We start from the raw sequence: 13,683 nt of genomic DNA, 5'->3' as shown, positions 1-13,683 counted from the left end.
TTAATATGAACACGAACGAAGAAAAGAAAGCTTTAGTAAAGCAGAGATATAGCGAACTAGCATTGAATAGCGATGCTCTAAAGTCAGGTTGCTGTTGTGGAACGAGTCCTGCTACTCCTTCAAAAAAGGTCTTTACGATCATGAGCGAAGATTACAGCGGGCTTAAAGGATATGAAGCCGATGCTGATTTGGGTGTAGGCTGTGGATTGCCTACTGAGTATGCAGGTATTAAAGATGGTAATACCGTTTTAGACTTAGGCTCAGGTGCAGGAAACGACTGTTTTATAGCCAGGGCAGAAGTCGGAGAAAAAGGAAAAGTAATCGGTATTGACTTTTCTCCACAAATGATAGAAAAGGCACGAAAGAACGCAACAAAGCGAGGTTATATAAATGTTGAGTTTATCGAAGGAGATATTGAGAATATGCCTTTACCCGACAATTCTATTGATGTAGTAGTCAGTAATTGTGTATTAAATTTGCTACCCGAAAAAGATAAAATCTTTAAAGAAATATATCGGGTATTGAAAAAAGGAGGCCATTTCTGTGTTTCTGATGTTGTGCTGAATGGTGTATTTCCAAAAGAATTTACTGATAATGCTTCCATGTATGCGGGTTGTATAGCCAGTGCGATACAAAAGGACGATTATTTAGGTGAGATTGAAAAAGCTAACTTTTCTAATATTAAGATAGAACGGACAAAAACAGTTGTCATTCCCGATGAAGTCTTACTGGAGCATTTGGATGAATCGACAATTGAAAAATATAAAAGGGGTAATGTCGGAATCTATTCTATTACTGTGACAGGGGTAAAATCATAGAGTTGTTTAAGGGAGTCTCCATAAAGCAAAAGTTGCATTCTTTCAGTTTTCAGAAATATCAAATACCGTTCTTTGCAGTTAAAATAACAGGTTTGCCGGAGGTTACTAAAAGGGTATGCTCATGCTGAACACAAAAGCCTCCTTTATTACCTATAAGAGTCCAGCCGTCCTTCATTGTATTAACCGATGTGGAATCGGTTGTAATGAATGTTTCAATAGCAACAATACTATTCTTCTTAAATCTCCTGTACTCATACCTGTCGTAATAATTTAAAATACAGTCGGGTTCTTCATGTAGACCTCTTCCAACACCATGTCCTCCCAAGTTCTTAATAACCTTGTAACCTTTAGCTTTAGCTGTTCTCTCGATAATTCGCCCGACCTCTGATATCTTAACACCGCCTTTGATCGTGGAAATGGCATTGTGCAAAGCCTCGATAGAAGCATCTACTAATTTTTGATTCTCATTTATATCTTCTCCAAGCACAAATGAACCTCCGTTGTCTGCATAAAATCCGTTTAATTCAGCAGACACATCTATATTGACCAAATCTCCCTCATTAAGGACTCTTGAGGACGGGATACCATGTGCCATTTCATTATTAATACTTATGCAAGTCCACCCCGGAAACTTGTATGTTACAAAAGGAGCTGATTTTGCCCCGTAATGTTTAAGAATTTCTGCCCCGTAATTATCCAATTCTTTTGTAGTCATACCTGTTCTGGCGTATTCTCTCATTTCTTTCAATGTGATTGCAACGATGTCGCTAATCTCCTGGATACCTTTTAAATCTTCATCTGTCTGTACTATCATATTATTTTTTGAGGTAAAGTTATAACTAAGAAAAAGTCTGCCATAGTATAAATTAGACATATCGTAAACTCATTGTAGTTGAACATTATGCATATCTTTGTACCCAGTATGCCAATCAACTTTCTGAAAGAAATTATTCAGCAAAAAAAAGGTCTTCCCTATGGTGGATATTGGATGAGGAAATCCCCATCTGAGGAATGTATTGACTATATTGAAGGTTACTATTTGTTTTATGATATTCAGAATAAAGCTGACCATTGGATTTTTAATGATGGTTTTCCTGCAATTATTTTATTCCCTGATAAAAGCAATAAGGCTTGTATTAATACTGATGGTAAAGAAGATATCATAAAATCGGGTTGGGTTGATGCGGGCGTGATGAAGAAGGTCTATGCAAGATATCCCGAAGATCTGGACTACATCCTGATTATAAGATTTAAGCCTGAATATTTTCATAAACTGTTCAACTTACATCCATCCTTTTTCAAATACAATAATGTCAGAACATTAGCAGATATTAATTTTGATCCGGAATTCCTTGATAAAGTATTTTCCACAGATTCTATTGATGACAAGATTGATATAATCGAATCGTACATAAAGAGCCTGATTAAAGTAAATACCAGAACAGGTTTATTAAATTCGGCTGTTGAACTAATCAATCAAGCTAAGGGACAAATCTCCGTGGCTGATGTAATCAGAGAGATAGGAGTAAATTACAAATGGCTGGAGCGAAACTTTTTCAAGCATCTGGGGCTTACACCTAAAGAATACATACAATTACAACGATTCATCTCTGCATATATAAATTTGCATGCTGAACCTGATGATTTGTTGAATGTTGCTATCGCTAATGGCTACTATGATTATAACCATTTCCTTAAAGAATTTAAGGATTTTACGGGGAAAACCCCGGTAGAGTATATTTCCGGAAAAGAAGCATTATAAGAATATTATAGAGCAATCCTCATAATCAGACCTAACAAACTAAAAATTATAAAGTGTGCCCCTCATCAAAGTAATCTGCTACGATTGCTCGGAATATATCATCTGCAAAAATTCAAATTACCATAGCAGGGAGAAAATATAATATTGCTCCTCTTCTTCAGTTGGATGCCTGTTTTATGTCTTTTCCCGGCTATATGAATAAAAAGAAAAATCGTACAATATGTTGATATTGTACGATTTAACTAATTTTTTTGTCGCCTATTGCCTTTAACTTTGGCGGTATGGACGGAATCCATTGCTTTTTAGTCAGATAGCTATATATCAAATATTTGTGTTGCCAATTTTTATAAAGGTGAACACTTTAGTATATTTCAAAATATCACATTTTGTCTTAGTATTGGACACACTTGTCCGTACAATAGCTACTCGTTAAAAATATAATATATTTTAATTATATACTGAAGCTTAAAGAATTAATAAGTATTACCTCTTCAATTTATGTACCCGTATAGCCTACAATATCAATTGGTATTCTCATCTCTGATGCTATTTTCCCGTGCCTTTATTTAAAACTGTTTTACACTATGAACTGTTATATACAAACACAAAGACATCGGTTTATATTTGCAGAATATAATGAAATAAATCCCTGATATAATAACATAACAGGTTTTTACAAAGATTTAATAGCTAAAAAAATGGACAATCGTATTAATATTTCTGTGTTAGATTTAGGTATAGTAGTAGAAGGGCAGGATATTCCGGATGCGCTCACCGAAATTGTACACAATGCACAACATATTGAATCGCTGGGATATAAAAGAATCTGGATAGCTGAACATCATAATACGTCAAGTGCTTCTACTGCTGCCACAGCAGTATTAATAGGTCATATTGCTGAAAGAACAACTACATTAAGAGTTGGCTCCGGAGGCATCATGCTTCCCAACCATACACCTTTAGCCGTTGCTGAACAGTTTGGTACACTGGATATTTTATATCCCGACAGAATTGATCTGGGTTTAGGACGGGCACCGGGAACAGACCAATTGACAGCCGCTGCTTTGAGACGTAATAACTTATCTACGACATATCATTTTCCAGAAGATATTAAAGCTTTACAACAATATTTCAGTAAAGAGAACAGCAGTTCAAAAGTCCGGGCTTTTCCGGGTGAAGGGCGGAATGTCCCCATTTGGATATTGGGGTCTAGTACAGACAGCGCTTACCTAGCTGCCGAACTAGGACTACCCTATGTATTTGCTTCACACTTTGCTCCGGCACTTTTATTGACGGCAATAGATATTTATAAAAAGAATTTCAAGCCCTCTGTATATCATGACAGGCCTTACCTGATGGTTGGTGCGAATGTAATTGTAGCCGACACAAACGAAGAAGCTACCTTTCTGGGAACGAGCCTGCAGCAACTTATATTTGGTCTTGTTACGGGGAACCCTACTAAGCTACCACCACCTGTAAAAAAATTACCTGTGACTTTCTCCCGTCCCGATGTGAAACAGTCTTTATATAATATGTTGGCCTGCACATTTTGTGGCAATAAAGAAAAAGTAAGGGCTCAGGCAAGAGATTTTATGGAAAAAACCGGCGCTGATGAACTATTCATTACCAATTACATATATGATAAAGCAGCCCGTTTCAGATCATTTGAATTATTGGCGGAAGCTATGAAGCTAAAATCGTTGAAATAACGCAGGACATCAATCAAACAATAATAAATCAAGCGATTTAATATCTCTACTCAACAGAAGATTTTACCATAAATCTTTTATAAAAAAGCGGATGAAATAAAATTCATGGAAATTCATTTCATCCGCTTATGAGAGGTGTTTAACTATTAATAACTTGTAGAAAATGACAAAATAAAGCAATTTACTATTAGTGCTTGAAAATAATTTTACCTTTACAATACACCAGCCTTTTACTGTAAAAGATTACCCTTCTCGAAAGTATTTGAGAAAAAGAAAAGATCAGTCATATAAGGCATTAATTAATATAGTACAATGTCAATTACAAATATCCGTTTAGAAGTCATGCACTTCTTAGAAAAGAATGTAGATAATTTTATTACCCAGTTTCTGGTTCCTGTTGAAAAAATATGGCAACCTACTGATTATCTTCCTGATTCAGAGAAAGAAACTTTCTTTGAAGATGTAAAAGAATTACGCGAACTGGCGAAAGAACTCCCTTATGACTTCTGGGTCGTATTGGTAGGAGACACCATCACCGAAGAAGCTTTGCCTACTTATGAATCGTGGTTAATGGACGTAGAAGGTATAGAAAATGTAGACGGCGAAAAGCGCAACGGCTGGTCAAAGTGGATCAGGCACTGGACGGGTGAGGAAAACCGTCACGGCGATTTATTAAACAAATATCTTTATTTATCCGGCAGAGTGAATATGAGAGAGATTGAGCAAACCACACAACATCTCATCAATGACGGTTTTGATATTGGTACGGGAAGAGATCCGTACAAAAACTTTGTATACACCAGTTTTCAGGAATTGGCGACCTTCATTTCACACAATCGTGTAGCAGAAATGGCTCAAAAAATGAGTAATGAAAAATTGTCGAGAATGTGTAAACGTATCGCAAGTGACGAAATGAGGCATCACCATGCATACAGCGAATTTGTAAGGCGCATATTTGAGGTAGACCCGAGTGAAATGATGCTCGCTTTCCAGTATATGATGAATCAAAAGATAGTTATGCCCGCTCACTTCCTGAGAGAATCGAAAGAGAAAATAAGCACTGCCTTCGAACAGTTTTCAAATGCTGCACAGCGCATCGGGGTATATACCGCCAGTGATTATGTAGATATTATGCAAAAACTGATAGATAAATGGCAGATAGATAAAATTTCAGGATTAACAGATGAGGCAGAACGTGCCCGCGATTTTCTGATGAAGCTTCCTGTACGTATGTCTAAAATATCAGAACGATTAGTTATTCCTGTCGATTCTTATATTTTCAAATGGGTACAACCTGCTGTAAAATAATATCTTCGGCTCAATATGGTCCTCTCTATTAAATATAGATTAATCAATGATATAAGTGAAATTCGAAGTATTGTCATTACTCGTGGTAAGGCAGGTGAAAGATAAACTCTTATTGAGTCAGTTATTATTGAGAGCTGGTCTAAAAACGTCACAATTATTATCATCCATAATAAAGAATTTTCCATAAAAAAACTTGTTCTAAATTTTAAAAATAAGTTCTTTGAACATATATCAGAAGATTATTATGCCGTTAGAATTGGTGTAGATTAAAATAATCTATCTTTGTAATATGAAATATTTATCTTTTATATTAGCAATAAGTGTATTCCTATTATCGGTAATACCTTGCTGTTTTGAGGATAAATGTCTTTCTATACATACGGAAAGGCTGAACACAGAAGATGATACAAGCAAAGCTTGTGATGACTGTTCTGATAACAATTACAGTTGTTGCTCTCCATTTCTCCATTGTAATACCTGCACCGGCTTTCCTGAAGCCCGTTTCTATAAACCAATAACAATCGCATTAGGGTTAGTATCTGATTGTAACTCAGATTATGTATTTAAAGGAGACGTACCCGGTTTTATATCTTCAATCTGGCAACCGCCACAAGCATAAACGAACTTATTTTTTACAGGCCATACTAAATCTGACCTGCAATTTTTACGGTAATGCAATCTTTGTAATATCGTAGCTTTCATGCTATTTCTAATTGAAGATTTAAAACATTTATCATAATGAAAATGAAATTTATGCTGATGCTATTCTTAGCCTTCAGTTTTTCCAATATTTTCGCACAAAATACGCTTAAAGTCAAGTTGATTGATTGCGAAACGAAAGAACCTCTGATCGGTGCAAGTATTGTTCTTCAGAACACAACGAACGGCACATCTTCCGATACTGAAGGGTTGGTCGTACTCACAAATATTCCGGACGGGAAACAGAAATTCGAAATCACTTATGTGGGATATGAAAAGACCATACAAGAATTTATCTTTCCGCTTACTTCGGACGAACTTATTATTATCAAAATTGAACCTGACGAAGAAACATTACAGGAAGTAGTTGTCGCTTCTACAAGGGGAACCCGAACATTTAAAGATATCCCTACTCGTATTGAGTTTATAAACGGAGAAGAATTAGGAGAAAAAGGAGTCATGAAGCCCGGAGATATCCGCATGCTACTGAATGAAAGTACGGGTATTATGACACAGCAAACATCAGCCATATCGGGCAATTCATCCATCCGTATTCAAGGATTGGATGGTAGATATACCCAGATACTAAAAGATGGTTTTCCTGTATTTTCGGGTGCAGCAAGCGGTTTAGGCTTGTTACAGACACCACCTCTCGATTTAAAGCAGGTTGAAATAATCAAAGGTTCTTCTTCTACCTTATACGGTGGTGGGGCAATTGCGGGATTAGTAAACCTCATATCAAAAACACCTGAAGAGAAAAGAGATTTTTCAATACACCTGAATGGAACAACAGGCAAAGGACTCGATGTAAACAGCTTTTTCGGTCAGAAATTCAATAAGGTAGGTACTACCATATTTGCATCATATAATCGTAACCGGGCTTATGATCCGTCCGATGTAGGCTTTACGGCAATACCCAAGTTTGACAGATTTGTACTGAATCCTAAACTATTCTTATACCTGTCTGAAAATACAGATTTTAATTTCGGTATAAACTCTACGATAGAAAACCGTCTGGGTGGCGATATGAAATATGTAGATGGGAAAGGAGATGAAGAACATTCTTATTTTGAAAGGAATAAAACACAAAGACATTCAAGTCAACTTACATTTGAACATCGTTTTGATAAGCAAAACCGATTGAATGTAAAAAACAGCGTAACTTATTTCAGTCGTAAAATAGAGATCCCCGATTTCACGTTTGACGGCAAGCAACTATCTTCTTTTTCGGAGGTTTCTTATATACATACCAAAGAGAAAACAGAATGGGTAGCAGGTGCGAATATTTGGACAGATAAGTTTACTGAAAAGAAACTGACCGATTTTCCTTTGCGGGATTACAACATGACTACTTTAGGCTTGTTTGTACAAAATAATACAAAGATAACGGACTGGATAAACCTCGAAACCGGGTTGTGAACAGATTACATTACTGATTATGGATTTGCTGTATTACCCCGTATCTCGTCTCTTTTCAAGATCAATGAAAAGTTCTCATCCCGTATAAGTGGCGGATTCGGATATAAAGCACCTACCATCTTTTCAGAAGATAGCGAACGCATCCAGTTTCAAAATGTCTTGCCGATAGATGATGATAAGAACAAGTTGGAAAAAAGCTACGGGGCAAATGTGGATTTTACTTATAAAACGGGCTTATTTGGCGACCAGGTATTTTTAAGTATAAACCAGTTATTCTTTTATACTTATCTTAAAAATCCGCTTGAACTGCAAGCTGCGGAAAACAGCCGATGGCAGTTTAATAACATAGACGGTCATGTCGATAGTAAAGGTGCTGAAACCAATATGAAAATAACGTATAAGGATTTCGGTCTGTTTCTCGGATATACCTATACCGATGCGAATGTTAAGGAAGACGGCAGAAGCTATCAAAAAAAACTTACCCCGAAACATAAAATCAATTCTGTTTTAATGTACGAGGTGGAAGATAAATGGAAAATCGGATTGGAAGCCTATTATACAGGAAAGCAAAAACTGAATGATGGAAAAACAGGGCAGGATTATCTGATTTGCGGACTAATGATGCAACGTATTTGGGAAAAGTTTTCTGTATATGCTAATTTTGAGAACTTTACCGACAGACGGCAAACAAGATTCGATACTATTTATACGGGTTCGATGACTAAGCCCGAATTTCGGGATATTTACGCACCGTTAGACGGTTTTGTGTTGAATGCAGGTATTATCATTAAACTGTGAGATAGAAAATGTAAATTAAAATGATCTGTAAATTATTTGGATTGTAATAGCAAAGACTTAATCTGACAGTTGTAGTATTTCTATGATTGTCAGATTTCTTTTTTATAGTTCACTCCCACAGTTTCTTGACTTCCGAAAGTAAGAATATTTTGTTGTTGCATTATGTTTTCCAAGAGTTTTTCTTTAGCAATACTTTTAGTATCAAGAAAAGTTTGCATCGGAATTTTACCATAGCAGTATTTTCCTGAATGCGTTCTTTCGATATAATAAACCTCCATACTAATCATAAACTACGAAATTCTATCAAAATAAAATCCTTGAAAAAATTATAAAAAACATTTATAATATGCTATTGTTATAAATTGGCAGTTTTATGTTATTGTGCTAATATAAAAAGACACAACTTTGAACTACAAAACTCAACGGTTTAATTACCAAAACTTAAATAAATTGTAATACCATGAACTTAAAAAGAATGCTATGGAAGAAAAAGAGTTTATCTCTGATTCTTCTCTTGTTTGGGTGCCTTCCAATTATTGCTCAAACAATTAAAATAGAAGGAAAAGTGACTGACACAAGCGGAGAAGAACTTCCTGGAGTAAGTGTATCCTTAAAAGGGACGACTTCGGGTACAATAACTGATGCCGTGGGACTTTATAGTCTCAATGTACCCAAAACCGATCAGCCTATATTAGTATTTACTTATATAGGTTATAAAACCAGGGAAATTATTCTGACTGATGCCCAGACTAAATATGATGTGGTCATGGAAGAAACATCTAAATATCTGGATGAAGTAGTTGTTGTTGCTTATGGTGTGCAGAAGAAGGCTAATCTGACCGGAGCAGTATCGTCATTGCGTGTAGATGACATTAAAGACATCCCTGCTTCCAATACATCGAGCCTCTTGCAAGGACGTATGAGCGGAGTTACAGTGAGTAGCTTTTCTGCTCAACCGGGAAAAGACAGCGATGTGGAAATCCGCATCAGAGGTATCGGTACTTTTGGTAATAGTAACCCTCTTATATTGATTGACGGAGTAGAAGGCAACTTAAGCAGTGTAGCGCCTAACGATATTGAAAATATTTCGGTATTGAAGGATGCTGCTTCCGCTGCTATTTATGGAGTTCGCGCCGCTAATGGTGTTATTCTGGTTACAACTAAGCGTGGAGCAGGAACCAATAAGCTTTCATATAGCGGTTCTTTCGGCGTTCAGTCAGCTACAGTGTTGCCGAAGTTCCTCGATTCATGGCAATGGGCCACCCTCTTTAATGAACAGAATAATGCGCTTGGAGGTGATGCATCTAATCGTAATTATACTCCCGAAATGATTAATGCTCTGAAAACCGGTTCAGATAAACAACATTTTGCCAATACCAATTGGATGAAAGAAATTTTCAGAACCGCACCGATTCAAAATCACTATTTATCAGCGACAGGAGGTGGTCAGAATTCAAACTATATGGCATCTTTAGGTTATATGAAACAGGAAGGGGTTATGAGAGGTACAGATACCGAGCGCATAAATTTCCGACTGAATGCCGATAGTAAATACCTTAATATGATAACATTCGGGATGAATACTGCGGGAAGCTACCAGAAAACAGGAGAACCGCTGGGAGGTACATGGAGCGTCTTTAATCAGATAATAGATCAGACCAGGCCAACAATTCCTGTAAAATATGATAATGGTAAATGGGGACAATACGACGGTAACCCTAATTTCCCACTATATCAAAGTAATCCGGTAGAACTTACTACAATGTCTTCCCAACAAAATACTTATAAATTTGATGGAAAAGTTTATCTGGATGTTGAGCCTGTAAAGAATCTGCACTTCAAAACCAGTTTTGCTTATCAGTACAATCAAGCTAATTATTCGGCTTTTGAACCTACCCATAACCATTATAAATCGGATGGAAGCTATATTACAAGCGGTGTTGCCTCATTAGAAGAGCAAAAAGCGCAACAGCAACAATGGATAAATGAAAATATTGTTACCTACAATCTGGATTTAGAGAAAATTCATTCTTTAGGCTTTTTGGTGGGGCAGTCTTCTCAGTATAATGGTAACAAAACCTCGAATGCAAAAGGAGAAGGATTCCTGAGTAATGATATCCATGTAATGAATGCCGCAAAAACGACATCCGCCACAGGATGGGAAGAAGAAGCCACCCTGCGCTCATTCTTCGGACGTGTTAATTATTCTTATAACAATCGTTATCTGGCAGAGGCTAATCTCCGTCGCGACGAATCGTCAAGAATACCTAAAAAAAATCGGGTAGGTTATTTTCCTTCGGTATCCGCAGGCTGGAACATAGCAGAGGAAAGTTTTTTACAGAAACAAAATACAATAGATGCACTTAAATTAAGAATAAGTTGGGGTAAACTGGGTAATCAGGATATTGGTTTTTATCCTTTTGCACAAACTTATAACCTTGGATTAGATAACTATATATGGGGCAATAATAAGATTTCCGGAGCAGCATTGGCCAGTGCAGCAAATCCCGATATCAAATGGGAAACGACAACAACTACCGATATAGGTTTGGATGCTGTATTTGCAAAAAACAAACTAAGTCTTACTTTCGATTATTTTAATAAAGTTTCGTCAGACATATTACTACAACTACCGGTTAGTGCTTTGATTGGAGTTGATGAAGCACCTTATGTAAACGCTGCAGAAGTCAAAAACAAAGGTTGGGAAATAAGTCTGGGCTATAATGATAAGTGGAATGACTTTTCTTTTGGTGCAAATCTTAATTTCAGTCATGTGAAAAACGAGATTACCAGTGTTAGCGGACGTAAGGACTGGATTAATGACTGGACTATCAATTTGGCCGGAAACCCTATAGGATCATATTACGGATATGTAGCAGATGGGCTGTATACTACTCAGGAACAAATAGACAATGCTCCTGTGGGTATCGGAAGCCCTCGTATCGGAGATATTCGTTATCTGGATATAAGTGGTCCGGATGGAGTACCGGATGGAGAAATAACTGATAAGGATCGTACTATTATTGGAAATCCTTTTCCTAAAATCACATATAGTCTGAATCTTACAGCAGGATATAAGAACTTTGATTTTTCTGCATTCTTTCAAGGCATAGGCAATGTTGACCGTATTGTTATGGATTACCCTTCGATAGGAGGTGGAGCTACTAAAGAAATGTGGAACCGTTATAATGCAAGTGAAAATCCTGATGGAAAATATCCATCTTTAGGCAATTCGACGTATAATGCTCTTCCATCTTCTTTTTGGATAAAAAGTGCATCCTACTTGAGACTGAAAAATTTAGAGATAGGTTACTCGCTGCCTTCTTCAGTACTTAGCAAGGCTAAAGTACAAGGTTTAAGAGTATTTATATCTGCTCAGAATCTGGTCACTTTCAGCGGGATCAAAAATTATGATCCTGAAAAGTATGCTGCAGATAGCCGGAATTGGACTTATCCCAATGCTAAAACATTTTCAGTAGGATTAAACATAAACTTATAACTATAATATAATAATATACAGCCATGAAAAGAATTAAGATACAATTAGTAACACTAATTATAGGCTTGGGATTTATTTTGCCTTCTTGTTCGGATTTTCTGGACCGGGAGAATCCTTCATCCGCTTCGTCCGGTTCGTACTGGAATAATAAACAGGAAGCAGAAGCTATGTTAGCTGGATGTTACGGGGTGTTGCAGCAACAAGGCCTATACTTCAATTATTATAATGGAGCCGACCCCAGAGCATTGGATGGTTTTGGTACAACAGATGGCTCTAGTGGTTGGTGGTTTTGGTCTCCGGCAGATAATGCTTTGAGCTGGGGACAACTTTCCCCATCTCAGGAATTGGTAGAAGTTGTATGGGATGCATGCTATAAAGGTATTGCAAGATGTAATGAAGTTATTTTGTATGTACCACAGATGGGGACTGATAAAATAGAACAGGCAGATGCCGACAGGATCGTCGGTGAAGCAAAGTTTTTACGTGCTTTCTTTTATAATTACCTGACATCTCTGTATCGCGATATTCCGTTATCTACGGAACCTACTTCGACAGGATATATTCCTAAGAGTTCTAAAGCAGATGTTGTTCAGTTTATAACCGAAGACCTGAAAAAGGTTGTAGAATCGGACGCACTTCCTGACAAAATATCTGCAGACGAAAGAGGTAGAGCAGACAAAGGTGCTGCATGGGCTTTGCTTTGCAAAATCTATTTGTATAACCAGAAATGGACAGAAGCGGCATCTGCGGCGCAGAAAGTAATCGATTTGGGCTATAGCCTCGAAGATAATTATTTGAAGTTATTTAGTGAAGCTGGTAATGATAGTGAAGAAGTGCTGTTTGCAGTACGATTCAGTGCTACCATTGATGGTACAGAAAATAAGATGAGAGGATTCTTGTCTACTCGCAATAACGAAAACTACTATACTCCTATAACTGTTACAGGTGACTTGTTAAATGAATATTACGATAAAAACGGAAAGGCTTTGAGTAAAACTTCTTTTACTTCCGAAGAACTTCTCGACCCTGCAAACAGAGATCCTCGCTGGGGATACAACTTCATTGGAATAGAAGAAACATGGAAAAGCGATGACTGGATCAACTGGTATCAGGTACTGAGCGGACATATAAACAAATATCAGGATTATACCGTAACAGAGAAGTTCTATGACGATCAGGATTACTACGTTATTCGCTACGCTGATGTACTATTGATGCGTGCCGAAGCTCTGGCAAACAGTGGTGATAGCCAAAGCGAAATAGAAGGCTTGATCAATCAGGTACGCGATAGGGCAAGTGTAAAAATGCCACATGTAACGGCAACAGAAATTTCAGAAGCAGGAAGTATACTGAATGTAGTCAAACATGAACGCAGAGTGGAACTTGCCTTCGAAGGTCATCGTTATTTCGATTTGAAACGTTGGGGTGAATATAACAAGCTGTCCGAATATGGATATGTCGGTGAAACGAAATCTAAGGTTTGGCCTATACCACAAAAAGAATTAGACAACAATAAGGTTCTCACTCAGGCATTGGAATGGGGTGGTGAATAATTCATTCACGTAATTAATAAATAACATTGAGTTATCTGTTCCTTATACGGATAACTCAATGAATTTGAGACTGTATTCGCAGGACTTATCAGGGGTATTATATTCCGAAAAGGCAACA

At 37.1% G+C, this 13,683-nt stretch carries 7 protein-coding genes and 2 pseudogenes; 7 read left to right on the top strand and 2 right to left on the bottom strand.

The window, feature by feature from the left end; all coding sequences use genetic code 11:
* Positions 1-5: 5 nt before the first annotated feature.
* Complete coding sequence (gene arsM, locus ACFO6W_RS15380) at positions 6-818, top strand: arsenite methyltransferase (protein ID WP_379997967.1); 813 nt, start codon at positions 6-8, stop codon at positions 816-818.
* Positions 819-876: 58 nt separating this feature from the next.
* Here arsM and map read toward each other — a convergent pair whose 3' ends face one another.
* Positions 877-1,632, bottom strand: coding sequence for a type I methionyl aminopeptidase (map, locus tag ACFO6W_RS15375; protein WP_379997965.1), 756 nt, complete (start codon positions 1,630-1,632; stop codon positions 877-879).
* An 87-nt stretch (positions 1,633-1,719) separates the two neighbouring features.
* Here map and ACFO6W_RS15370 point away from each other — a divergent pair, with 87 nt between their 5' ends.
* The 4 genes and pseudogenes from ACFO6W_RS15370 (at position 1,720) to ACFO6W_RS15355 (ending at position 8,513) form a co-directional block, all read left to right on the top strand.
* Complete coding sequence (locus ACFO6W_RS15370) at positions 1,720-2,580, top strand: helix-turn-helix domain-containing protein (RefSeq protein WP_379997963.1); 861 nt, start codon at positions 1,720-1,722, stop codon at positions 2,578-2,580.
* 698 nt (positions 2,581-3,278) lie between these two features.
* Positions 3,279-4,289 carry an LLM class flavin-dependent oxidoreductase gene (locus ACFO6W_RS15365; RefSeq protein WP_379997961.1) on the top strand — a complete coding sequence of 337 codons (1,011 nt, stop codon included), beginning with the start codon at positions 3,279-3,281 and terminating at the stop codon, positions 4,287-4,289.
* 312 nt (positions 4,290-4,601) lie between these two features.
* The gene (locus ACFO6W_RS15360) at positions 4,602-5,597 is read left to right on the top strand and encodes an acyl-ACP desaturase (RefSeq protein ID WP_379997959.1); all 996 of its coding nucleotides are present in this window, start codon (positions 4,602-4,604) and stop codon (positions 5,595-5,597) included.
* A gap of 738 nt (positions 5,598-6,335) precedes the next feature.
* Positions 6,336-8,513 (top strand): annotated as a pseudogene (locus tag ACFO6W_RS15355) (TonB-dependent receptor).
* A gap of 89 nt (positions 8,514-8,602) precedes the next feature.
* Here ACFO6W_RS15355 and ACFO6W_RS26505 read toward each other — a convergent pair.
* A pseudogene (locus ACFO6W_RS26505) lies at positions 8,603-8,782 on the bottom strand (IS481 family transposase); the annotation flags it as partial.
* Between the two features lie 191 nt (positions 8,783-8,973).
* On the opposite strand from ACFO6W_RS26505, the gene ACFO6W_RS15350 reads away from it, so the two are divergent.
* The gene (locus ACFO6W_RS15350; RefSeq protein WP_379997957.1) at positions 8,974-12,012 is read left to right on the top strand and encodes a SusC/RagA family TonB-linked outer membrane protein; all 3,039 of its coding nucleotides are present in this window, start codon (positions 8,974-8,976) and stop codon (positions 12,010-12,012) included.
* 23 nt (positions 12,013-12,035) lie between these two features.
* Entirely contained in the window at positions 12,036-13,565 is a 1,530-nt protein-coding gene (locus ACFO6W_RS15345) for a RagB/SusD family nutrient uptake outer membrane protein (protein WP_379997955.1), read from the top strand.
* Positions 13,566-13,683 lie beyond the last annotated feature (118 nt).

Origin of the sequence: Dysgonomonas termitidis, from assembly GCF_042654545.1 — a bacterium.
GTDB lineage: Bacteria > Bacteroidota > Bacteroidia > Bacteroidales > Dysgonomonadaceae > Dysgonomonas > Dysgonomonas termitidis.
The sequence above is the reverse complement of the archived record's forward strand: the minus strand, read 5'-3'. Positions and strand labels throughout refer to the sequence as shown.

Coding starts and splice junctions, on each gene's coding strand:
- arsM (WP_379997967.1), top strand. CDS start 6: ATGAACACGAACGAAGAAAAGAAAGCTTTAGTAAAGCAGAGATATAGC.
- map (WP_379997965.1), bottom strand. CDS start 1,632: ATGATAGTACAGACAGATGAAGATTTAAAAGGTATCCAGGAGATTAGC.
- ACFO6W_RS15370 (WP_379997963.1), top strand. CDS start 1,720: ATGCATATCTTTGTACCCAGTATGCCAATCAACTTTCTGAAAGAAATT.
- ACFO6W_RS15365 (WP_379997961.1), top strand. CDS start 3,279: ATGGACAATCGTATTAATATTTCTGTGTTAGATTTAGGTATAGTAGTA.
- ACFO6W_RS15360 (WP_379997959.1), top strand. CDS start 4,602: ATGTCAATTACAAATATCCGTTTAGAAGTCATGCACTTCTTAGAAAAG.
- ACFO6W_RS15350 (WP_379997957.1), top strand. CDS start 8,974: ATGAACTTAAAAAGAATGCTATGGAAGAAAAAGAGTTTATCTCTGATT.
- ACFO6W_RS15345 (WP_379997955.1), top strand. CDS start 12,036: ATGAAAAGAATTAAGATACAATTAGTAACACTAATTATAGGCTTGGGA.